20 protein-coding genes are annotated in these 22,227 nt (G+C 71.2%); 7 read left to right on the forward strand and 13 right to left on the reverse strand.

Translation table 11 applies throughout. The features are described from left to right. Window positions 1-43: 43 nt before the first annotated feature. The gene (locus M9914_06220) at window positions 44-1,048 is read right to left on the reverse strand and encodes a DMT family transporter (GenBank protein MCO5173772.1); all 1,005 of its coding nucleotides are present in this window, start codon (window positions 1,046-1,048) and stop codon (window positions 44-46) included. Between the two features lie 45 nt (window positions 1,049-1,093). On the opposite strand from M9914_06220, the gene M9914_06225 reads away from it, so the two are divergent. Further along, the gene (locus M9914_06225) at window positions 1,094-2,041 is read left to right on the forward strand and encodes a GNAT family N-acetyltransferase (GenBank protein MCO5173773.1); all 948 of its coding nucleotides are present in this window, start codon (window positions 1,094-1,096) and stop codon (window positions 2,039-2,041) included. On the opposite strand, the gene M9914_06230 is transcribed toward M9914_06225, so the two are convergent. Then, window positions 2,026-2,655, reverse strand: coding sequence for an NAD(P)H-dependent oxidoreductase (locus tag M9914_06230; GenBank protein MCO5173774.1), 630 nt, complete (start codon window positions 2,653-2,655; stop codon window positions 2,026-2,028). The two genes, M9914_06225 and M9914_06230, sit on opposite strands and share 16 nt — an antisense overlap. Window positions 2,656-2,844: 189 nt before the next feature. Here M9914_06230 and M9914_06235 point away from each other — a divergent pair, with 189 nt between their 5' ends. Next, complete coding sequence (locus M9914_06235) at window positions 2,845-3,282, forward strand: OsmC family peroxiredoxin (GenBank protein ID MCO5173775.1); 438 nt, start codon at window positions 2,845-2,847, stop codon at window positions 3,280-3,282. Between the two features lie 102 nt (window positions 3,283-3,384). On the opposite strand, the gene M9914_06240 is transcribed toward M9914_06235, so the two are convergent. Together M9914_06240 and M9914_06245 are read right to left on the reverse strand one after the other, a co-directional pair. Continuing rightward, window positions 3,385-3,936, reverse strand: a complete 552-nt coding sequence (locus tag M9914_06240) for a YbaN family protein (protein MCO5173776.1) — start codon at window positions 3,934-3,936, stop codon at window positions 3,385-3,387. Between the two features lie 74 nt (window positions 3,937-4,010). After that, window positions 4,011-4,670 (reverse strand): aminotransferase class IV, encoded by a 660-nt coding sequence (locus M9914_06245; GenBank protein ID MCO5173777.1) that lies wholly within the window; start codon window positions 4,668-4,670, stop codon window positions 4,011-4,013. Window positions 4,671-4,918: 248 nt separating this feature from the next. On the opposite strand from M9914_06245, the gene M9914_06250 reads away from it, so the two are divergent. Both M9914_06250 and M9914_06255 read left to right on the forward strand, forming a co-directional pair. Beyond that, the gene (locus tag M9914_06250; protein MCO5173778.1) at window positions 4,919-6,844 is read left to right on the forward strand and encodes an ABC transporter ATP-binding protein/permease; all 1,926 of its coding nucleotides are present in this window, start codon (window positions 4,919-4,921) and stop codon (window positions 6,842-6,844) included. Window positions 6,845-7,086: 242 nt separating this feature from the next. Next, window positions 7,087-7,314 (forward strand): cold-shock protein, encoded by a 228-nt coding sequence (locus tag M9914_06255; GenBank protein ID MCO5173779.1) that lies wholly within the window; start codon window positions 7,087-7,089, stop codon window positions 7,312-7,314. 113 nt (window positions 7,315-7,427) lie between these two features. On the opposite strand, the gene M9914_06260 is transcribed toward M9914_06255, so the two are convergent. The 7 genes from M9914_06260 to M9914_06290 all read right to left on the reverse strand — a co-directional run bounded on the left by M9914_06260 (window position 7,428) and on the right by M9914_06290 (window position 14,760). Continuing rightward, a complete protein-coding gene (locus tag M9914_06260) occupies window positions 7,428-8,264 on the reverse strand; it encodes an ABC transporter ATP-binding protein (GenBank protein ID MCO5173780.1) in 837 nt (278 codons plus the stop codon). Next, the gene (locus tag M9914_06265; protein ID MCO5173781.1) at window positions 8,261-9,067 is read right to left on the reverse strand and encodes an ABC transporter ATP-binding protein; all 807 of its coding nucleotides are present in this window, start codon (window positions 9,065-9,067) and stop codon (window positions 8,261-8,263) included. The genes M9914_06260 and M9914_06265 overlap by 4 nt, the downstream gene beginning before the upstream one ends. Before the next feature lie 54 nt (window positions 9,068-9,121). Further along, a complete protein-coding gene (locus M9914_06270; protein MCO5173782.1) occupies window positions 9,122-10,300 on the reverse strand; it encodes an ABC transporter substrate-binding protein in 1,179 nt (392 codons plus the stop codon). A gap of 120 nt (window positions 10,301-10,420) precedes the next feature. After that, window positions 10,421-11,305, reverse strand: coding sequence for a branched-chain amino acid ABC transporter permease (locus M9914_06275; protein ID MCO5173783.1), 885 nt, complete (start codon window positions 11,303-11,305; stop codon window positions 10,421-10,423). Window positions 11,306-11,327: 22 nt separating this feature from the next. Further along, window positions 11,328-12,305, reverse strand: coding sequence for a branched-chain amino acid ABC transporter permease (locus M9914_06280; GenBank protein MCO5173784.1), 978 nt, complete (start codon window positions 12,303-12,305; stop codon window positions 11,328-11,330). A gap of 62 nt (window positions 12,306-12,367) precedes the next feature. Beyond that, entirely contained in the window at window positions 12,368-14,164 is a 1,797-nt protein-coding gene (locus M9914_06285; protein ID MCO5173785.1) for a long-chain fatty acid--CoA ligase, read from the reverse strand. Continuing rightward, window positions 14,146-14,760 (reverse strand): flavodoxin, encoded by a 615-nt coding sequence (locus tag M9914_06290; protein MCO5173786.1) that lies wholly within the window; start codon window positions 14,758-14,760, stop codon window positions 14,146-14,148. The genes M9914_06285 and M9914_06290 overlap by 19 nt, the downstream gene beginning before the upstream one ends. A gap of 175 nt (window positions 14,761-14,935) precedes the next feature. Between M9914_06290 and M9914_06295 the strand changes: the two genes are divergently transcribed. Next, window positions 14,936-16,267 carry a lactate racemase domain-containing protein gene (locus M9914_06295; GenBank protein MCO5173787.1) on the forward strand — a complete coding sequence of 444 codons (1,332 nt, stop codon included), beginning with the start codon at window positions 14,936-14,938 and terminating at the stop codon, window positions 16,265-16,267. 3 nt (window positions 16,268-16,270) lie between these two features. Then, entirely contained in the window at window positions 16,271-16,879 is a 609-nt protein-coding gene (locus M9914_06300; GenBank protein MCO5173788.1) for a gluconokinase, read from the forward strand. Between the two features lie 116 nt (window positions 16,880-16,995). On the opposite strand, the gene M9914_06305 is transcribed toward M9914_06300, so the two are convergent. After that, window positions 16,996-17,322: an HU family DNA-binding protein gene (locus M9914_06305; GenBank protein MCO5173789.1), complete on the reverse strand. Its 327-nt coding sequence runs from the start codon at window positions 17,320-17,322 to the stop codon at window positions 16,996-16,998. Window positions 17,323-17,551: 229 nt separating this feature from the next. On the opposite strand from M9914_06305, the gene M9914_06310 reads away from it, so the two are divergent. After that, entirely contained in the window at window positions 17,552-19,420 is a 1,869-nt protein-coding gene (locus tag M9914_06310) for an SLC13 family permease (protein ID MCO5173790.1), read from the forward strand. 44 nt (window positions 19,421-19,464) lie between these two features. Here M9914_06310 and M9914_06315 read toward each other — a convergent pair whose 3' ends face one another. Further along, the gene (locus M9914_06315; GenBank protein MCO5173791.1) at window positions 19,465-22,152 is read right to left on the reverse strand and encodes a U32 family peptidase; all 2,688 of its coding nucleotides are present in this window, start codon (window positions 22,150-22,152) and stop codon (window positions 19,465-19,467) included. Window positions 22,153-22,227: the final 75 nt, after the last annotated feature.

Below are 22,227 nucleotides of genomic sequence, written 5' to 3' on the forward strand. Positions count from 1 at the left end.
CCCTCCCGGCCCGGGGCGGACGCCACGCGCTCTCGCGGGCCCGTCAGTTACCCGGCCGCAGGCCTCGCATGGCGCGCTGCTCCTTGAGCGAGATGGCGACGCCGGCGCCCACCACGATCACGATGCCGAGCCAGCCAAGCGCGTCCGGCACGAAGCCGTACGCCAGGTAGCCGTAGCTGACCGCCGTGAGCATCTCGAAGTAGCCGACGGGCGCCAGCCACGTCGCTGGGGCGTAGTCGAACGCCTTGATGAGCAGGAAGTGGCCGCTCGCCGCGAGGACGCCGAGGAGGGCGAGGACGGCGAGGTCGGCCGGCGCCGGTCGTTGCCATACGAGCGGCAGGACGAGGGTCATCACGATCGCGCCCACCACGGCCGTGTAGCCCAGCGTGAGGAGCGGCGGCGCGCTGCCGGCCAAGCGTCGCGTGAAGACCATGTAGAAGGCGTGCACGACGCCGGCCGCCAAGGCCAGCGCCGCGCCCCAGCCGAGTGCCCCGGAGCCCGGCCGCAGGATGAGGACGATGCCGAGGAAGCCGACCAGCACGGCGATGACCCTCCACGGGCCGACGCGCTCGCCGAGGAGGAGCGGCGCGAGCATGGTGACGACTAGTGGCGACACGAAGAAGAGCGCGAGCGCCGTGGCCTGCGGCAGCATGGCGAGCGCGAAGAAGAAGAGCGCGGTGCCGGCCAGGAGGAGCGAACCCCTGACGAGCTGGAGCCCCAACTGGCGCGGGACGAGCGCCCGGGGTCCGAAGCGGACCAGGAGCAGCGGCAGCAGGCAGAGCAGGTGGAAGAAGTAGCGCGCCCAGATGATCATGGGCACGGGCAAGCGCTCGGAGAGGCCCTTGGCCAGGCCGTCCATGATGGGCAGGAGCACCATCGACGCCACCATGAGGCCGGTGCCGAGGGCGAGGTTCGTGGCCGGCACGACGCGGCTGCCGGGTGGCGCCGTGGGCGGCGGGTCGGTCAGCCGGAACGGCGTCGCCGTCGCCGTCGCCTCCGTGAGGCGCTCGACGTCGACGGCATGGGCGGACGGACCCGGCGCTGGCACCAGCAGATGATAAGTGAGGGAGCGCGCCTCGCATATCATCGACGCGTGCCACGACCCTTCACGCTCAAACGCTTCACGGACCCTCACGCCTTCGTCGCGGCGGCCGAGCCGTTCATGCTCCAGCGGGAAGCGGCCAACTGCCTCCAGCTCGGCCTCCTGCCGGCCGTCGTCGCCGGCCTCTTCGACGACGCCTACCAGGCGATCGTCGAGGGTCCGGAAGGCGACGTCGCCCTCGTGGCGCTCCAGACCCCGCCGCACCGGCTCATCCTGAGCGACGTGGTCGTCCGAGATGCGGCCTCGGGGAGCGCCGCGGCCGGCGCCGAGACGGTGGCGGAGCTCGCCGAGACGCTGGTCGAGGCGTTGCTCGAGCCTCCGGTCGACGAGCCGGCTTGCGACGGGCCCCTCGACGTCCCCGGCGTCCTCGGCCCCGTGGCGCTGGCGGCGGCTTTCGCCGAGGCTTGGGCCGAGCGCCGCGCCGTCCCGGTGAGCAGGACCGTGCAGGAGCGCGTCTACGTCTGCACCGAAGTGACGCGGGTGAGCGGCGTGCCGGGCGCCATGGTGAAGGCGGGCCTCGATCAGGTCGACCTGCTCGTGGACCTCGTCGCGCGCTTCAGGGAGGAGGCGCTGCCGTACGAGCAGCCTTCCACGCGCGAGCAGGTGGCGGACGTCGTGCGCCGCGACCTCGCCTCCGACAGCGGCGGGCTATGGCTGTGGGAGCACGCTGGGCGGGTAGTGAGCCTGGCGGGCGCCCGCGGGGCGACCAGGCACGGCGTCCGCGTCGGGCCCGTCTACACCCCGCCGGAGCTGCGTGGCCACGGCTACGCCACGGCCCTCACGGCGACCCTGACCGAGCATCTCTTGGCGAGCGGCCGCAGGCACGTGACCCTGTTCACCAACCTGGCCAACCCGACGTCGAACGCCATCTACCAGCGCATCGGTTACGTGGGCGTCACGGACCGCGACGTGTACGACTTCGGTCAACCCGTCGGCTGAGCCCGCAGGAGCCGCTGCTCCGCGACCGCCTTGGCGAGGGCGACGAGCATGGCCCGGCCCGCGGCTACCATCGTCTCGTTCGCGTCCACCGTTCCCGCCTCGCCGACGACGTTGGCGACGAACGGCACGTTCACGGCCTGCGGTAGCACGCGCATCCCGAGGGCGACCGCCACGGGCTGCAGGGCGACCATGGCACGCGTGCCGGCCGACACCCCGCCGTACGTCAGGTAACCGAGCGGCTTGCCCCGCCATTCGACGCTCAGGTAGTCGATCGCGTTCTTGAGCCCCGCCGGGTACGAATGGTTGTACTCAGGCGTGACGAACACGACCGCGCTGGCGCGCTCCACGCGCCGCGACCACGCCTTCGTGTGCTCGTGCTGGTAGCGCTGGAGCCGCGGATGGTACGGCTCGTCGAGCAGGGGCAGGCCGAGCTCCGCCAGCTCCACGACGTCGACGTCGAAGGCGCCCTGCTCGTCGGCGAGGCCGCGCAGCCAGTCGGCCAACGCCGTGCTCTTGCGTACGGGACGCGTGCTGCCGCTGATGACGAGGAGGACGGGTCGGCCGTCGCTGGAGGCGTCGGGCTGGCCAGGTTCGGTGGTAGCGGTGGTTGGCATCGGGCCACCGTATCTTGACCCCGTGCTCCGGCATGTAGGGCGCGCCACGGCGGCGGCCTCCGACGGCGGCGCCCTCCGGGCCGGCCGCAGCGCGGGGCCATCCCGGCCGAGGCGCGGGCTACGATGGACCGCGTGTCTAGAGCGCCGGCACCGGATCCGGGCCGGGCGCACCCCACTTAGGAGGACACCATGCCAGTCACCAAGGCAGACGCGACCTGGAAGGGCTCTCTCAAGGAAGGTCAGGGCACGATGAGCCTGGCCAGCGGCGCCTACAGCGGGCCGTTCTCGTTCGTCTCCCGCTTCGAGAAGGGCGCCGGCTCCGAGACGGGCACGAACCCGGAGGAGCTCCTGGCGGCCGCCCACGCCGGCTGCTTCTCGATGGCGCTATCGGGCCGCCTGTCCGGCGCCGGGCACGTGCCGGAGAGCATCGCCACGACCGCGGCCATCACCATGGAGCGCGTCGACGGCGCCATGACCGTGAGCAAGAGCCACCTGGTGAGCAAGGTGAGGGTCGTCGGCTTGGACGAGGCGACGTTCCAGGAGCACGTCCAGGCCGCCGCGGCCACGTGCCCCGTGTCGCGCGCTCTGGCCGGCGTCGCCATCACCGTCGAGGCGACGCTGACCTGACGGCCCGCACAGGCGCGTGAGGGGCGCCGGCCGCGCGTTGGCCGGCGCCCCTCACCGTACATACGTACGTCCGCTCGCGCCGCGGACGGCGCGTTCGAGCGCTCAGCCGGGTCCGCCGCCGCCCGCTGCCTTGGCCGGCGCTGCCGCCTTCGTCGGCACATGGTTCACGTACCAGACGCCGTACAGGGCGACCGCGGCGATGACGATGCCCACCAACGTGTTGCCGCGCTTGAAGCCGACCAGCCAGACGCTGAACGCGGAGAAGCCGATGATCATCGCGGAGGCGTACCACTTGACCCAACCGGGTATCCCCTTTCCTGCCCGGTAGTCGCGGATGAGCGGCCCGAAGGCGCGATGGTTGAGGACCCAGTTGTAGAACCTGGGGCTCGACTGGGCGAAGAACCACGTCGCGATCAAGAAGAACACGGTGCCAGGCATGCCCGGCACGATGTAGCCGACGATCCCGAGACCCACCGATACGAGCCCAGCGACGACGAACACCGCCCGTAAGGCGGGGTTCCTGAAGACGCGCAACTCCGCGCTGTAGTCGACCCAGTCGGCACGCGGCGAGGGGTTGGCGGTCGCGACCGGCGCCGAGCGAGCCGAGCTCGGCTCGCTCGGCTGCGGCTCTGGTGACGAAGGGCTGACCGGCATCACTGACAGAGTGTACCCGTGCGGGCCGCTCGCTCGCGCCGGGACGGCCCGGGCTGGCGTTCGCGGCGCTGCCTTCACCGCTCTGCGCCGACTACCACCATCCCCGGCGCCAGCCGCGCGCGGCGCAGGCCGCGCAGGGAGTTGCCGAGGTAGAACTCGCCCGCCTCGAGGTCGGCGAGGGTCAGCTCGCCGACCTCGCAGTCGCCGGAGCCGAGCAGTTCGCCCCGCAGCACGCCGGGCAACGCCCCGGCGTCGACGGGGGGCGTGACGAGCAGGTCGCCTCGCGGCACGAACACGTTCGAGATGGCGCCTTCCGCTACGGTGCCGCGCCGGTTGAGGAACACGATGTCGGCGAGGCCGAGGGCCTGCGCTCGCGACGTGGCCTCGTCGTAGAGGCCGCGCGCCGTCGTCTTGTGGCGTCTGAGGGGGTCGGTCTCGTCGACGAGCTCGAAGGCGACGCCCACCGGCACGACCGCGTCGGCGGCCGGGGGCAGGGGGGCGGTCGTCACGACCGGCGCGCCTGACGCGGTGATGAGCAGACGCACGCGCGCCGTCCCACCGAGCCCGGTCGCCGCCGCGGCGAGCGCGGAGCGCGCCGCCGAAGCCGAGAACGTCACGCCGAGGTAGCCGGCCGAGCGGGCCAGGCGCGCGAGATGGGCTTCCAGTCGCACGAAGCCGCCGGCGGCCGCTTCCCAACGCAAGGTCTCGAACGGTTCGGGAGCTGCTGGCTGCATGTGGCACCAAGGTTAGCCCGGCGCCTCCCCGGGCGGGTCCGGATGCCGCGTTGGGCCAACGGCCGCGGTCTCCTGCCCGGTCGGCGGGCCGGCGCCCGGTCGCGCCCGACGTGGCGGCGGTCGTGGCGCCCGATGTGGTGCGCATGCGGCGCACGCCTGCCGCGCAGTGCGAGAATGCCACGCGTGATCCTAGTCCCGCTTCGTCTACTCCTGCTTCGTACCGTCGGCTGCCGTAGACCGGCTTGCGCATGATCGAGGCCAGGGGGGTCAGACCCCCACCGAAGGCCCCCGAGGCCACCGCACCCATCTCGCTGCGCCAGCAGCTGCGCGACCTGAGGGCGACCCTCGGCCTCGTGTTCTCCGCCAGCCGCGCCTCCACGGTCGGCCTGGTCGCGCTGAGCGTCGTGCAGGCGCTCATGCCCGCCGCGAACCTGTGGGTCGCCAAGCTCCTTCTCGACGCGGTGGCGGCGGCCATCGGCGGGGGGTTCGGCTCGCCTGCGGAGGCCTTGAGCCGCATGCTCACGCTCCTGCTCGTCCAGGTCGGTCTCACGGCCGTGACGAGCGCGCTGAGCACGTTCCAGCGCTCCACTCAGGAGCTCCTCGGCGACTCCCTCCAGAACCGCATCAGCCGCCTGATCCTCGCCAAGGCGTCGCAGCTCGAGATGGCGCAGTTCGAGGACCCGAAGAGCTACGACGCCCTCCAGAACGCCTACCGCGAGGTCGGCTCTAGGCCGCTCGGGGTCTTCACGCAGGTCGTGTCGCTCGGGCAGTCGCTCCTGACCCTCGGCTCCGTGAGCGCCATCATGCTTCAGCTCGGCTGGGCGGTAGTGCCGCTGGTGCTCGTCGCCTCCGTTCCGAGCGTCATCTCGTCCTCGCGCTTCGGCACCGAGGGTTACCGCATGCTCAGGCGCTTCGCCGAGGACGCGCGCCGCCAGAACTACCTCGGCTCGCTCCTCACGAGCGACCAGGCCGTCAAGGAGATCCGGCTCTTCGACTTCGGCGGCTACCTCATGGAGCGCTGGCAGGAGTACTACCTCAAGTTCAGGGCGCAGCTCGTGTCCATGATCAGGCGGCGGAGCGGCTGGGGGTTGGCGACGTCGCTCTTCTCCACCGGCATGGTGGGCACGGCCACCTACCTCGTGCTGAGGCGCGCCGCGGCCGGCCTCCTCACGGTCGGCGACTTCGGCATGTTCATCCAGGGCATCTCGCAGCTGCAGAGCCAGTTTGGGAACCTCCTCTCCGGCTTCAGCGGCATCTACCAGAACCTGCTCTACATGCGCAACCTCTTCGAGTTCCTCGAGCTCCCGACGAGCGGAGCCGAGGCGGGCGAGGAGTGGGCCGGACCGATCACCGAGATCGAGTTCCGCGACGTCAGCTTCCGCTACCCCCTCACGGAGAGCGACGTGCTCCACGGCGTGTCGTTCGTGGTGCGCAAAGGGGAGACGCTGGCGCTCGTCGGCGAGAACGGCGCGGGCAAGTCGACCATCGTGAAGCTCATGACCGCCCTCTACCGCCCGTCGCGCGGGCAGATCCTGGTGAACGGCCAGGACTCGGCGCGTTTCAGCGCGGCCAGCCTGCGGGCCGAGATGAGCACGGTGTTCCAGGACTTCGGGCAGTACCAGATGACGGTCCGCGAGAACATCGCCATCGGCAAGGTGGCGCTCGGCATGCCGCACGGCAAGGAGCCCGCGCCTGAGCTCGACGCCGCCGTCCGCGCCGCGGGCCGGCGCGCGGGCGCGGACGGCTTCGTCTCGAACCTGCCCGCCGGCTACGACAACATGCTGGGCCGGTGGTTCGAAGGCGGCAGGCAGCTGTCGGGCGGCCAGTGGCAGCGCATCGCCCTGGCGCGGCTCTACTACCGCGGCGGGTCGGTGCTGATCTTCGACGAGCCCACGAGCGCCCTCGACGCCGATGCCGAGTTCGAGGTCATCGAGACGCTGCGTCAGCAGGCGCGCGGCCGCATCGCCGTCGTCGTCTCGCACCGCTTCAGCACGGTAAGGCTCGCCGAGCGCATCATCGTGCTGACCGCCGGGCACATCACCGAGCGCGGCACGCACGAGGAGCTGATGGAGCTGGGCGGCACCTACGCGCGCATGTTCACGCGGCAGGCGCGCGGCTACCTCGACGGTTACGGCGACGCGACGGGCTCGGAAACGGCGGAGCCGGCCGGCTAGGGGCCGTAGCTTCACGGCGTCGGGCATGAGCGCGCCGCATTAGAGTGGCGCAGGCCGTTCCTTCACGTACCGGTCCTGTCTAGGCAGATGCCGCAGACGTCACTTGCCATGGGGTCGCCGCTGTCGTAGTATTCGAGGCGTTCCGGGAAAACCTGAAGGGTGTTTCCGAACAGGGCCTACGGGTCCGGAAATCGTGTGTCGGGCTCGGCCTCAAGCCAAGCACGACAGTAGGGAAATGGAAAATGGCAACAGGCAAGGTCAAGTGGTTCAGCAGCGAGAAGGGCTTCGGCTTCATCGAACAAGGCGGCGGTCAGCCCGACGTCTTCGTTCACTTCTCCGCCATCCAGGGTGCGGGCTTCCGTAACCTCAACGAAGGCGACGAAGTCTCCTTCGACGTCGAGCAGGGCAAGAAGGGCCTCCAGGCGGCCAACGTGGTCGTCACGGCCTCTACTGCCGGCGGTCGCTACTGAGCTAAGCGCTCATTAGCCTAAGAACGGCGCCCGCGGTGGTCGGTCCGAGAGGACGGCACCGCGGGCGCCGTCTTTCATGACGGCCGCCTGACGGCCCCCCTGTCGAGCTCGCCTCAGTTCCAGCGTCTGCGCCGCCGCCGCACGTGCAAGCGCGGCTCGTCGCCGCCGGTACGCACCCCCAGGTAGAACTCCTGCACGTTCTCGTTGCCGCGCAGCTCTGCCGCGGTGCCCTCGAGCACGAAGCGTCCGCCCTCGAGCACGTAACCGTAGTCCGCGATGGCGAGCGCCTGGTTGGCGTTCTGCTCCACCAGCAGGATGCCCATGCCCTCCCGGTTGATAGCGCGGATGACCCGGAAGATCTCCTCGACGAGCATGGGCGCGAGACCGAGGCTCGGCTCGTCGAGCATCAGGAGCTTCGGGCGGCTCATCAGCGCCCTGGCGATGGCGAGCATCTGCTGCTCGCCGCCGGAGAGCGTGCCCGAGTCCTGCTTTAGCCGCTCGGCCAACCGGGGGAAGTACGTGAACATGCGCTCGAGGTCCGAGTTGATGGCGGCCCGGTCGTTCCGGTGGAAGGCGCCGAGGCGCAGGCTCTCGGCCACCGTCAGGTCCGGGAACATGCCGCGGTCCTCGACCACGTACGCGATCCCGGCTTGCGAGATGCGCTCCGTGTCGGCGCGCGTGACGTCCTTGCCCAGCGCCCAGACGGTGCCCTTGCGTGGCTCGTCCTCCACCAGCCCCATGATCGTCTTGAGCATGGTGCTCTTGCCGGCGCCGTTGGAGCCGAGCACGGCCACGCAGGTGCCGGGCATGATGCTGAGCGACACGCCTTTGAGCACGCGCAGCTGCTTGTGATAGCCGCTCTCGACGGTGCGCAGCTCCAGGAGGGGGCCGACCGCGCCAAGGGCGGCCTGCCCGCTCGCCGCCGGAGCGTTCGCGGGCCTGGCGCTCACGGCGCGACCTCGAGGCCGGCGGACTCGGGGGCCAGCTTGGTGCTGCCCAGGTAGGCGCGCACGACCGCCGGGTCGTCCTGGACGGCGCCAGGGGAGCCGTCCGCGATCTTCACCCCGTGGTCGAGCACCACGACGCGGTCCGCCAGGCGGCTGACGACCCGCAGGTCGTGTTCGACCACGAGCATCGTGAGGTCCAGCTCGCGCCTCAGGCGGAGGAGCGTGACCATCATGTCGTCCTTCTCCTCGACCGTCATGCCGGCGGCCGGCTCGTCCAACAGCAGGAGCGTCGGTTCCGTCGCCAGCGCGCGCGCCACCTCGATGAGCTTCTGGACGCCGTACGGCAACGCGCCCACGCGCTGGTCGCGGTACGCCTGCAGGTCGAGGAGGTCCATCAGCTCCTCGGCGCGCCGCCGTTGGGCGACCTCGTCGCGCACCCAGCCGCGGGTGGAGAGCATGGCGGAGAACACGTTCGACTTGACGTGCAGGTGCCGCCCGAGTAGCAGGTTGTCGAGGCACGTGAGCGACTTGAACAGCTCGATGTTCTGGAAAGAGCGCCCGATGCCGAGGCGGGCGACCATGTGGGGCGCCTTGCCGGTGATGTCCGCGCCGCGCCACCGGACCGTGCCGGAGCGCGGTCGGTAGAAACCGCATACGACGTTGAACAGACTGGTCTTGCCCGCGCCGTTGGGCCCGATGAGGGCCACGACCTCGCTTGGCGCTATGCCAAGCGAGACGTCGGAGAGCGCGGTGAGCCCCCTGAAGGAGAGCGATACCCTCTCGAGGGCGAGCAGGTCGTTGGTCACAGCAACAAGATAAGGGCGTGGGGCGCCCTCACGCACCCCACGCCCGGACGGCCGTTACAGCGAGAGCCAGTCGGAGACGGGCCGCAAGCCCTGCGGGGTCACCTGCAGGAGCATCACGGAGTTGTTGCCCTGGTAGCCGTCCTTGAACGAGAGGCTGTGGTAGAGGCCGGTGTCGTAACCGTCGATCCCCTTCAGCGCCTCCACGAACGATTCGCGCGTCAGGTCGCGGCCGGCCGCCTGCAGCGCCAGCACGGCCGGCTCGGCGAAGGCGATGCCGGCGAGCGCCCTGAACGGGTCGCGAGCGATCTCGGGGGCGTAGGCGAGGATGACGTCGCGGTAGAGCTGGTCGGCGATGGGGTCGCCGTTGCCTTCGCCGACGATGACGCTCGGCAGGCGCAGGAACACGGAGAAGAGCGCTCCCTGCATGGCCGGGTTGGCCATCAGCGCCGGGTCGAGGAGGGTGACCGAGGCGAGCATCTGCGGCGTGTAGTCGAGGCGCTGGAACTCGCCGACCAGCGTGGCGGCCGCGCTCGGATCGGAGAACATCAGCACGGTGTCGGCCCCGGAGCCGCGCAGGCGCAGCGCTTGGACGCCCTGGTTGGTCGTGCCGCGCTCGTAGCTGACCCGGTCGCCGATGGTGACGTCGTAGCCGGCCGCCTGCAGGCGCGCGACCTCGGCTTCGAGGCCGCGGAGGCCCTCCTCGCCGTAGCCGTCGTTCTGGTAGAAGATCGCGATGTTCTTGCTGCCGAGGGTCTCGACGGCGTGGCGCGTCATGAGCGTCGCCTCGACGACGTAGTCGGTGAACGACGTGAAGATGAGCCCGTCCGACTCGTCCGTGAAGACGACCGCGCCGGTGGCGGGTCCGACCCACGGCGTGCCGGCGCGCTTGATCAGCGGCATGGCGGCCTGGCCGTTGGCCGTGCCGACGCCCGCCACGAACGCGAAGACGTTGTCGCGGTCGATGAGCTCGCGCACGGCGCCGACCGTGCGGGCCGGATCGTAGCCGTCGTCTCGCGAGCTGAGCACGAGCTTGCGGCCGTTGATGCCGCCCTGGTCGTTGAGGTAGCGGAAGTACGCGTCGATGGCGATGTTGACGGTGCCCCAGGCCGCCGCCGGGCCGGACTGCGGGCCCCAACTACCGAGGAGGACCTCCGTGTCGGTGACGCCCGGGTCGGCTGCCTGGGCGAACGCCAGGACGGCGCCGACCGTGATCAAGGCTAGAAGCCGCTTCATGTTGCTCCTTTCCTGTTCCCGTCTAGCGGGTAGTGAGGTGGTTCCTGACGTCATCAACGTATCACGCACCGAGAGCGGCGCTCGGAGGTCAGGTCGGGGGCTTCGGGAAACGCGCGCGCGTCAGACGCGCTTGACGTCCGCCCTGCCGAGCAGCCCGTGGGGCCGCAGCACCAGGACGAGCACCACGACGAGGAAGGCGAACGACGCCTTGAACTCGAGCGAGACGTACAGGCCGACGAGCAGCTCGAGGACCCCGAGGATGTAGGCCCCGACCACCGCGCCGGGCAGGGAGTTCATGCCGCCGATGACGGCGGCGACGAACCCTTTGCTCAAGGGGTCGAGCATCATGTTGGGGTTGAGCAGGGTGGTAGGGGCGAAGAGGAGCGCCGCGGCGGCGGCGAGCACGGCCGCCGCCGCCCACGTGGCCATGAGGACCGTGCGCACCGGCAGCCCCATCGCCTCGGCCACGTCCTCCCGCTGCGCGACGGCGCGCATCGCGACGCCGAGCTTAGTGAACGAGAGGAGCGCCCAGAGGGCCAGCATCAGGACGACGCCGAGCAGCGACGTCACGATGGAGACGAGGCTCAAGGAGACGCCGCCGAACCGGAGGATCCTGTCCGCCACGACCGTAGGCACGAGCTTGTTGTCGGTGCCGAACACGAGCGCGTCGAGGCCGCCGAGCGCGAGCGCCAGGCCGAGCGTCAGGATGAGGAGTCCGAGCTCGGTCTGGTTCTTGGCTGGCCGGACCAGGAGCAGGTAGACGAGCATCCCGATGACGGCGGCGGCCACGAGCGCGAGCGGGAAGGCGAGCCCGAACGGCAGCCTGAGCTGGGTGAGGAGGGTGTACGCGACGAACGTGCCGGCCACGCCCAGGTCGCCGTGGGCGAAGTTGAGGATGCGCGTCGTGCGGTAGAGGAGGACGAGGCCGAGGGCGACGAGCGCGTAGACGCTGCCGACGCTGGCGCCGCTGACCAGGGCCTGCACGAACTGGTCGAAGCCGCTCATCGGTGCGTTCCCGCGGTCGGCGTCATAGCGGCCACGACTTCCAGAACTGCTTGATCTTGAGCCAGCGCCCGTACAGCCCCGCCGGCTCGAGCATCATGACGGCGATGACCACGGCGCCGAACGTCAGTTGCGACCAGGAGCGGAAGGTGGAGAGGATGAGGTCGAGCCCCGTGATGAAGCCGGCGCCCAACAGCGCGCCGGGCAGGAAACCGAGCCCACCGACGACCGTCATGAGGAGGAACTTGATGGAGAGCAGCAGGTTGAAGCCCTCCGGCGTGATGTAACCGACCAGCGGGCCGTAGAGGGCGCCCGCCAAGCCGGCGACGGCGGCGGAGATGACGAACGCCAACGTCTTGTAGCGCGCCAGCCCGATGCCGCTCATCTGTGCCGCGAGGTCGGCGTCGCGCGTGGCCCTGAACGCCCGCCCGATGTGCGAGCGCTCGAGGTTGAAGAGCATCCAGGTGACGAACCCGGCCAGCGCGAGCACGAGGTAGTAGTACGCGCGGTCGCCGTAGAAGTCGATGCCGAAGATGACGGGCCGGTCGACGAGCGTGCCCGTCGAGGCGCCCACCAGGCGCCAGTTGGTCAGGATCTGCTGGATGGCCAGCCCGAAGCCGAGCGTGGCGATGGCGAGGTAGGGCCCCTCGAGCCGCAGAGCCGGCACGCCGATCACGACGCCGAGGACGGCCGAGACGAGCACGGCCGCTAGGACCGCCAGGAGGTATGGGAAGCCGTTCTGCGTAGCCAGCACGAAGACGTACGCTCCGGCCGCCAGGAACCCCGCGTGCCCGAGCGACACCTGGCCGGTCAACCCGACGAGCACGGACAACGAGAGGGCCACGAGCGCGTACACGAGGAAGAGCGTCATGTTGTACACGAGGTAGCCCTTGACCAGGAAGGGCAGGGCCAAGAGGAGCGCGCCGGCCAGTCCGGCGATCACCCAGGCCTGGGAGCCCCTGACGAGCCGCAGCTCGTGCTCGTAGCGCTCACGGAAGAGCACTTGGGCTCCTCGTCGGCGGGGTCGGGGCGCCGGGGTGCGCCTCGGGGCGAGCGGGACGGCGGTCAGGCATACATCTCCTCGATCAGGTCCGCGTACTTGCGGGCGACGCTCGAGCGCTTCACCTTCAGGGTCGCGGTCACCTCGCCGTCCTCGTGGTAGAGCCGCTTGGGCAGGATGGCGAACCTCTTGATGGTCTCGACGCGCGCGAGCGTCGCGTTCACGCGCTGCACCTCGCCCTCGATGAGCTCGCGCACCTCCGGGTTGCTCGCCAGGTCCGTGTAAGTCGAGTAGGAGAGCTGCTTCTCTGCCGCCCAGAACGTGACGTTGTCCTCGTCGAGCACGAGCAGCGCCGTGAGGTACTTGCGGCGGTCGCCGATCACGACGGCGTCGTTGATGTACGCCGAGGACTTGAGCTGGTTCTCGATCTTCTGCGGGGCGATGTTCTTGCCGCCCGCGGTGATGAGGATGTCCTTCTTGCGGTCCGTGATGCGCAGCTGGCCGTCGTCGTCGAGCGCGCCGACGTCGCCCGTGCGCAGCCAGCCGCCCGCGAGCGCCTCCTCCGTGGCGGCCGGGTCCTTGTGGTAGCCGAGGAAGTTGCCGGGGCTGCGGCTCAGGATCTCGCCGTCATCGGCTATGCGCACCTCGACGCCCTTGAACGGCCGCCCGACCGTGCCGAGCCGCCCGTCGCCGCGGTGGATGGCTATGAGGCCCGTCGACTCGGTCAGGCCGAAGCCCTCGCGCACGTCGACGCCAAGCGTCCGGAAGTAGGCGATGATCTCCGGCGCGATCGGCGCGGCGCCCGAGATGGCGATGCGCACGCGGTCGAGGCCGAGCCTCAGCCTCAGTAGCCGCAGCACGGCGAGCTGCGCGAGCGCCACCCCCAGCGGGTTGCCCCCGCGCGCGGCCCCGAGCGCCGCGCCGTAGGCCACGCGCTTGATCGGGTTCGCGTCCTTCATGTGCAGCTCGACGAGCGAGTGGAGCTTCTCCCAGATGCGCGGCACGGCGAAGAAGACCGTGGGGCGGATCTCCTGCAGGTTGGTCAGCACGGTATCGAGGTTCTCCGTGAACGACACGGTATAGCCGAACCGCAAGGGCGCCGTCACGCTGATGAGCCGCTCGACGATATGCGAGAGGGGCAGGAAGGAGAGGAGCTCGTCGCGCCCGGACATGGACACGACGTCGGCCAGCGAGTCGATGGCCCAGAGGAGGTTGGCGTGCGACAACATGGCGCCCTTGGGGTTGCCGGTCGTGCCGGACGTGTAGATGAAGAGTGCGACATCGTCCGGCGCCACGGCTGCCAGGCGGGCCTCGACCGGCCCCGGGTCGGCCGCGTAGCGCTCCGCGCCCGCCGCCAGCGTCGTTTCCCAAGGGACGGTGCCGTCCACGTCCTCCGGCTCGACAACGAGCACCCAGCGCACGCTCGGGCACCTCTCGCGCACCGCGAGCCACTTCTCGAGCTGTTCGGCGTCCTCGAGGACGAGGCCGACGGAGTCCGAATGGTTGACGTGATAGGCGAGCTGCTCGGGGCTGCTCGTCGTGTAGACGCCGACGGTGGCGCCCCCGGCAGTCTGGACGGCGAGGTCCGCGATGAGCCATTCAGGCCGGTTCTCGCAGAGGATCGCCACGCGCTCGCCCCGCTCGAGCCCGAGGTGGATCAGCTCGCGTGCGAGGGCGTTGACGCGCCGCGCGTACTCGGCCCAACTGATCTTCTCCCAGAGCCCGAGGCGTTTGACGCGCAGGGCGGTGCCGGGGTCATCGGCGCGTGCGCGCAGGAGCGCCGGGACGCTACGCGCGTCCGGTGCGCCCCATGCGCCGCGCGCTACGGCGTGGTCGTGCGCGCTCACGTGGGTGTCAGGCATTCTGACGCGACTATACCTGTCACTGGTGTGGACGACCGACCCGCCCGCTCGACCTCGTTGGCCAACTGCGCGCACCAGACGCCGATGCGCGCGTCGGTGAGGTCGTCGTCGTTGTCCTGGTCGAGCGCGAGGCCGACGAAGTTGCTGCCGCGCAGGGCGAGCGAGCCGGCGAAGCGGTAGCCGGCCGTCGACCACTCGCCTATCAGGGTCGCACCGGCCGCCGTGGCCGCCTTGGCGATGGCGTCGAGCGCGTCGAGGTACGTGTCCGGGTAGCCGCGCGCGTCGCCCGTGCCGAAGAGGGCCACGAGCTTGCCGCGCAGGTCGCGCTGGGCGAGCTCTTGGAGGCGGGCCTCCCAGTCGCTGGGCAGCTGCCCGATGTTCCAGGTGCAGGAGCCTATGACGATCAGGTCCTGGTCCTCGAGCTCCGCGAAGTCCAGCCAGCCGGCGTCGCGGCACTGCACCTCAGCGTCGAGCTCCGCGGCGAGGGCGTGGCTCACGGTCTCAGCCACCTCCTCGGTGGCGCCGAACATGGTGGCGTAAACGACCATGACGCGCGGTTCGCGCCGGTGGGTCTGAGGGTCTGCTTGCGTCGTCACGCCCGGATGGTATGCCCTGCGAGCGCGCCAGGGCGTTGACCGCGGTCATGTCGATGCCGCGCCGCCGCCACGGGGCGCACTCGGTCGGTCGGGACGGCGGGCCGCTCGCCAGGTGGCCGGCACGACTGGGCCGGTCGTGACCGGCGGCGGCCAGACGGACTAGGCTGTGTAGGACATGGAGAACTCAGACCGAAGACGAGCCGCCGCCGCAGGCGCTCCTTCCACGAGCTCCGGCCCGCCCGACGGCCTGAGCGTAGCGCTGGTGGCCGAGCCCGGGGCAGTGCTGGACGCAGAGCAGGTGCTCACCTCACTGAACGCCGGCCTCGCCGGCAGGTTCACTGACCAGCGCGTCCTGGTCCTGATCCCCGACCACACGCGCACGGTGCCGCTCCCCCTCCTCTTCAGGGGCGCCATGCGCGCGCTGGACGACGCAGCGGCGGTCACGTTCATGGTCGCGCTCGGCACCCACGTGCCGCTCGCCGACGACCACTTGCTGCGCCTCGTCGGCCTCACCGCCGAGGAGAAGGCGCGCGACTACCCCGGCGTGCGTATCGTCAACCATGCGTGGTACGAGCCGGACACCCTCGTGAGCATCGGCACGCTCACGCAGGCGCGCGTCAAGGAGATCGCCGGCGAGCGCTGGCACCCGACGCTCGGCGGCGACGTGGACGTGCGCCTCAACCGGGCGGCCGTGGAGAGCGACCACGTGCTCATCATCGGCCCGACCTTCCCGCACGAGGTCGTCGGCTACTCCGGCGGCGCCAAGTACCTGTTCCCGGGCATCAGCGGCCACGACATGATCAACGTCACCCACTGGCTCGGCGCGCTGGCGGGCGTCAGGGGCACCATCGGCATCAAGGACACGCCCGTCAGGGCCATGATCCACGCCGCCGCCGAGCTCCTGAGCACGCCGGTGACGCTCGCGGCCGTCGTGGTCGAGGGCAAGGACCTCGCCGGCGTGTTCATCGGCGACGTCTATCGCGCCTGGTCGGCCGCCGCCGACCTGTCGAGCGCACGCCACGTGCGCTGGGTCGACCGCCCGTTCGAGCGCGTGCTCTCCTGCGCCCCACCCATGTACGAGGAGCTGTGGACGGCCGGCAAGGCGATGTACAAGCTCGAGCCCGCCCTTGCTGAAGGCGGCGAGCTGATCATCTACGCGCCGCACCTGAGCGAGATCAGCGCGGTGCACGGCGAGCACATCGAGGCCATCGGCTACCACGTCCTGGAGTACTTCCTGAAGCAGTGGGACCGGTTCGCGGACGTCCCGCTCGGGGTCCTCGCCCACTCGACGCACGTGCGGGGCGACGGCCGCTTCGCGGACGGGGTCGAGTACCCGCGCGCCAAGGTCACGCTGGCCTCGCGCGTCCCACCGGAGAAGTGCGCCGAGCTCGCCCTCGGTTACCTCGACCCGGCCACGATCGACCCCGCCGACTGGATCGGCAGGGAGGACGAGGGCGTCCTGTACGTGGCCAAGGCGGGGGAGACCCTCTACCGCCACAAGGGTTAGCGGGTGGGTCACGCCGTGGTCGTCATGGGCGTGTCCGGCTCCGGGAAGAGCACCGTCGGCGCCGAGCTGGCACGCCTCCTGGGCGCCACCTTCGTCGACGGCGACGACCTGCACCCGGCGTCCAACAAGGCGAAGATGGCGGCCGGCACCCCGTTGACGGACGAGGACAGGTGGCCGTGGCTCGAGCGCGTCGAGGCGACGCTGGCTGGCGGGTTGGTGGGCGGGTCGGTTGGAGCCGGCGCGTCGGCGGGCGGCGGGGCTGCGCTGGAGGCCGATGCCGCCGCAACCGCCCTGGGGGCCGCTGGCGACGGTGCTACCGGCCGCGGCGTCGTCGTGGCCTGCAGCGCGCTGCGGCGCGTCTACCGCGACGTGCTGCGCGGGGCGGGGCCCGGGGTCCGCTTCGTCTACCTCGAGGTAGACCGAGCCGAGATCGAGGAGCGCCTCGGCCGGCGGCACGGCCACTTCTTCCCACCGGCGCTCGTGGCTTCCCAGTTCGCCACCCTCGAGGTGCCGGCGGTCGCCGAGGAGCCCGACGTCATCGCGTTGGCGCCGCACGGTTCGGCGCGCGGCCTCGCGCTCGCGGCCCAGGCCGCGCTCCTAGGGGCAGACTGACCGGGCCCGGCCGTCGCGCGTAGCCCCCGAACGGATCCAATAAGGACAGGGGCGAGCCAGACCGTTCGGTCCCGCTCGCCCCTAAAAGAAAAGAAGCGACTTCTGCGAGAAGGCGCTTACTTCTTCTTGGCGGCCGCCTTGGCCGGGGCCTTCTTGGCGGTGGGCTTCTTGCCGCTCACGGTGTCCTTCAGGCTCTTGCCGGCCTTGAAGGCGGGGTACTGGCTGGCCGGGATCTTGATCTTCTCGGTCGTGCCGGGCTTGACGCCGGTGCGGGCCTTGCGCTTGCGGACCTCGAACGTGCCGAAGCCGGTCAGCGTGACCTTGTTGCCCTTGGAGATGCTGGAGGTCATGGAAGCGAGGAGAGAATCCATCGTCTCCTTGACGGCCTTCTTCGACTGACCGGTGGCTTCCGCGACTTCGGCGACGAGGTCGGCTTTGCTCACGGTCTTGTCTGCCTTCTTGCTCGGGCTCTTAGCCTTGGCCATGCTTGAGCTCCTTTCATGAACTCGCCGAGAGTATAGGGGATGGGGCGCGAGAAAATCCCGACACGTGGCGATGGGATAGGGGAAAAAGGCGCTCATGTGGAAAACCTCACGTCGGATGGCTGCCAGGAACCGGCATTTCGGGGCTTCCGACCTCCCCGGGACGCACTCCGAGACCGTACCTTGGGGTATGGCAGGCGCCACGTTGACCGTCTTCTTGATCCTCGGCTGCGCCGTAGCGCTCTTCGTCTCGGACAGGGTGAGGCTCGACATGGTCGCCCTGCTCGTCGTCCTGGCCCTGATCCTCACGGGCGTGCTCACGCCGCGCCAGGCGCTCGCGGGGTTCGCCGACCCGCTCGTCGTGATGATCGCCGGCCTCTTCGTCGTGTCCTTCGCCTTGGTGAACACGGGGCTGGCCGGGGCGGTGGGCAGGCTGCTAGGGCGTGTCGCCGGCCGCTCCGAGGCCGCCATGGTGGTGGCGACCATGCTCGCGACCGGCCTCCTCTCGGGCTTCATGAGCTCTACCGGCACGGTGGCCGTCATGCTGCCGATCGCCGCCGCCATGGCGTGGCGGGCGAAGGTCAGCCCGAGCAAGCTCCTCATGCCGGTGGCGTACGCGGCGCTCGTCGGCGGCATGCTGACGCTGATCGCCACCCCGCCGAACCTCGTCGTCTCGCAGGCGCTCGAGGGCGCAGGCCGGGCGCCCTTCGGCTTCTTCCGGTTCACGCCGCTTGGGTTGGCGATGCTCGCGGTCGCCACGGCCTACATGGCCTTCGTGGGGCGGCGCCTGCTGCCGGCTGCCGCTCCGTCCACGCCGGGCGACGCGGGTCGGGTCAGGGCGGACGACCTGAGCGCGGTGGCGGAGCGCTTCGGGCTCACTGCCAGGCTCAAGCGGCTGACGCTCGCACCCGGCTCGCCCGTCATCGGCTCGAGCCTCGGGGCGCTCGCCTGGCCGGAGCGCCACGGCGTGCGGGTCCTGGCGGTCGACACCGAGCCGGAGGCGGTGCGGAGCGGCCGCCGGTCGCGCCGCCACCTCGGCCACTCCAAGCGCCTGGGTCCTGCCACGGAGCTGAGCGAGGGCGACCGCGTGCTCCTGCAGGGCGGTCCGGACGGCCTGGCCGCTGCCGCGTCCGAGGCGGGCGCACCGCTCGAGACGGTCGACGGGCTCGAGGGCACCGTGCCGGCGAACCTCGCCTTCGCCGAGGTCCTGCTCACCCCGCGGTCAGGCTGGCTCGGTAGGACGCTCGCCGAACTCCGTTTCCGCGAACGGTTCCGGGTCCAGGTCGTGGCTCTGCGGCGCGGCCAGGAGCAGGTGACGGAGGGCAGCGGTGAGCTGCGCCTGGCGGAGACGAGCCTGCGCTTCGGCGACACCCTCCTGGTGCAGGGCACCCTGGCGGCCATCGCGAGGCTCGAGGGCGAGCGCCTCGACGCGGTGGTGCTCAGCGAGGCCGGCGGCGAGCGCCTCGCCCCCAGGCGGCGCCTCGCCCCTGTCGCGGCCGTCATCATGCTGCTCATGCTCGTCAGCATGTCGGCCGGCTGGCTCGAGCCTGTCGTGGCCGTCATGCTGGCGGCCGTGGCCTTGGTGGGCACGCGTTGCCTCTCGGCCGAGGAGGCCTACCGCTCCATCCAGTGGCAGTCGGTCGTGCTCATCGCCGGCATGCTGCCGTTGGCGACGGCGTTCGAGCTGACCGGCGGCGTGCGGCTCGTCGCCGACGGGATGGTCGCCGCGTTCGGCGGGTCGGGCGAGCTGGTCCTGTTGGCCGGCATCTACCTCCTGACGGCGAGCCTCGGCCAGCTCATGTCCAACACGGCCACCGCCGTGCTGCTCGCCCCTGTCGCCCTCGGCGCCGCTACCACGGTCGGCGTCGCGCCGGAAGGCGCGCTGATGATGGTGGCGCTCGCGTCGGCGGCGTCGTTCTGCACGCCGATGGCGACGCCGGTCAACACCCTCGTCGTGGGGCCGGGGGCGTACCGCTTCGTCGACTTCGTGAGGGTCGGTCTGCCGCTCCAGCTCCTGATGGCGGCGGTCGGACTGGTGCTCATCCCGTGGCTGTTCTAGGGCGGCGGTCGCGGGCGCTCGCCGGCCGGGTGGAGGACGACCGCCTAGAGCTGGACGGCGGCCGCCTTGCGCGGCACGTACAGGCTGCCTTCCGTCGTGGCGCCGACGGCGCCCGCCAGGCGCTCCTCCAAGAGCGCCGGGCGGTAGTCGCCAGACGCGGTGGCCGCAAGCGCGCCGGCGAACGCCCGCGTGACCGCCAGGACGGCCGCGGCATCCTCGTGGACGAACTCCAGGCGGTAGTCGCGGACGCCGGCCTCCCACCAGGCGGCGAGGTGCTTAGTGGCCACTTGCGCCTCGCCGCCGAAGACGGTGTTGCGGCACCCGACGTCAGCGAGGACCGGATGCTCGCGCCCGCGCGCGTCCCGCAGGGCGAGGCGGTGCGTCTCGCACGGGTGACCGCAGTCGCGGAAGTCGTGCCCGTCGGACAGGAACCGACAGAAGACGCAGTGCTCCGTGTGGAAGACGGGCAGGTGGTGGTAGGCGATGACCTCGACGGCCTCGCCCCCCACGGCGGCGGCCAACTCGGCGACCTGCTTGCCGTTGAGGTCGTGGCCGGGCGCGAAGCCGCTCAACCCGAGGGCGAGGTAGGCGTCGGCCGAGCCGGCGTTGGTGACGTTCAGGCTGAAGTCGCCGTGCAGCTCGGGGCGCTCGTCGGCGTTCAGGCGCGCGAGGTCGTGCAGCAGCCCGCCGGAGCGCACGAGGATGCCGGCCCCCAGCCCCAGGAGGAACCTGACGACGTTCTGCTCCGTTGGCTTCAGGACGCGGGGCGACGCGACGCGGACCGCGATCCCCGCCTCGTGCGCGCGTTCCACCGACGGCCTGAGGCCGTACAGCTCGAGGTAGTCGAGGGTCACGCTGGCGATGGGCAGGGCGGCCGAGCGGTCGGCGACCGCCTCCAGCACGGCATCGAGCTGTTCGGGGGTGCGCACGAGCAGGTGCAGGCGGCCGCCGGCGTTCGGGGCCCGCGCCCCAGGCCCGGGCGCGCGGGCGGTGCCGGTCCTCGGAGCGACGGCGGGTGCCTGCCCACCGGGCCCGGGGGCCGGTCGCTGAGCCGCCGCGCCCGACGATGCGTTCCGGGCCGTGCCGTCCGCGAGTCGCGCGCTCACGTCGAGGCGCGCCGCCTGCAGCCGCTCGACGAGCTCGCGCCTGAGCCGGTTCAGCTCGCTGACCGGCACGAACGGCTCGCCGGTAGTGGTGAGGTTCAGCTCGCCCAGGTGGTACGGCGTGCCGCCCAGCCGCCCGAGCTGGCGCCGCGCCTGCTCGAGGTCCAGCCCGTGGCGCGTCGCGACGACCAGGGGCGCAGTGCCGGCGACCGTCGCGCTCACCTCGCCCCTTGGGCCGGTGGCGTGCCCGGTGATCACGAGCGGCGCGCCGACGCGCGCGCCGACCTCCAGGCGGAGCGCGCGCGTGTACAGGGGCTCGGCGGTGCTCAAGTAGGGCCTGGCCTTGGCGGCCACGTCGGCGTCGTGGGTGCGCCACAGCCAGTCGCCGGGCGCGACGCGGCCTAGGTCGACGCTCCCGCGGAGGAACGCCAGCCTCACCTCGCCGCTGCCCGCCGGCTCGGCGCGCACGACGGGGCCGCCCTCCTCGCGCTCCTCGGGGCTCCGGCGGTGGGCCGCGTCGAAGACCACGCCGTCGCCGGGCTTGACGGCGACGCCGCCGTCGCGCTCCGGCGCGCCGTGGGCAGCGGTCGCGGTCGCGGTGGCAGGGGCGGCGAGCCGCACCCTGACGCCGTCCGCCTCGACCGCGGCCACCTCACCCACCTTCACCCCGCGGTGGCGCGGCGCGCGCCCGATCACGACCTGCTGATGGTCCGTGCCCTGCATGAACCACGGTCCGAGCCCCCGCGAGTAGACCTGCGCAAGGTCGCGCTCCTCCGCCTCTCCGATCCGCGGGGGGCGCGCCGCGGCGTACGCGTCGAGCGCCTCGCGGTAGGCCGCGGTGGTGAGGGCGACGTAGTCGGCGTCCTTGTAACGCCCCTCGATCTTCAGGCAGCTCACCCCGATCCGCGCCAGCTCGGGCACCTGGTGGAGCGCGTACAGGTCGCCGGGCGAGAGGAGGTAGCGGTACTCGCCGAGGTCACGCCGTTCACCGTCTACGAGGAGGTCGTACACCAGACGGCAGGCTTGGGCGCACTGGCCCCGGTTGGCGCTCCGGCCTCCCCACGCCTCGCTCGAGAAGCACTGCCCGGAGTAGGACACGCACAGCGCCCCGTGCACGAACACTTCCAGCTCGACGTCCGTGGCCTGGCGGACGCGTGCGATGTCGGTCAGGCTCAGCTCGCGGCCGAGCACCACGCGGGCGCAGCCGAAGGAGCGTGCCAGCTCCGCGCCCTGGGCGCTGGTGATCGACATCTGGGTCGACCCGTGCACCTCGACGTCGGGCGCCACCTCGCGCGCCAGCGCGACGGCGGCGACGTCCTGCACGATCACGGCGTCGACTCCGGCGGCTCCGAGCGCCTCGAGGGCGCGTCTGGCCGCCGTCAGCTCGTCGTCGAAGACCAACGTGTTGAAGGTGACGTAGCCACGCACGGCGCGGCCGTGCAGCTCGCGCATCACGTCCGGCACCTCGTCGAGCGCGAAGCCGACCTTGGAGCGGGCGCTGAAGTGGCCGAGACCGAAGTACACGGCGTCGGCCCCGGCTTCCACAGCGGCGCGCAGTTGCGGCCAGTGGCCCGCCGGGCTCATCAGTTCGGGTACGCTCGTCCTCGTGCCGGCCTCAAGGTCTGCCATCGCGTAGCGATGCTATAGCACCGGGCGCGTCGCTCTTCCAAGGTCAGTTGTCATCCGGCACCCTTTTCCGCTACA

The sequence above is a fragment of the Trueperaceae bacterium genome, assembly GCA_023954415.1.
Taxonomy (GTDB): domain Bacteria; phylum Deinococcota; class Deinococci; order Deinococcales; family Trueperaceae; genus JAAYYF01.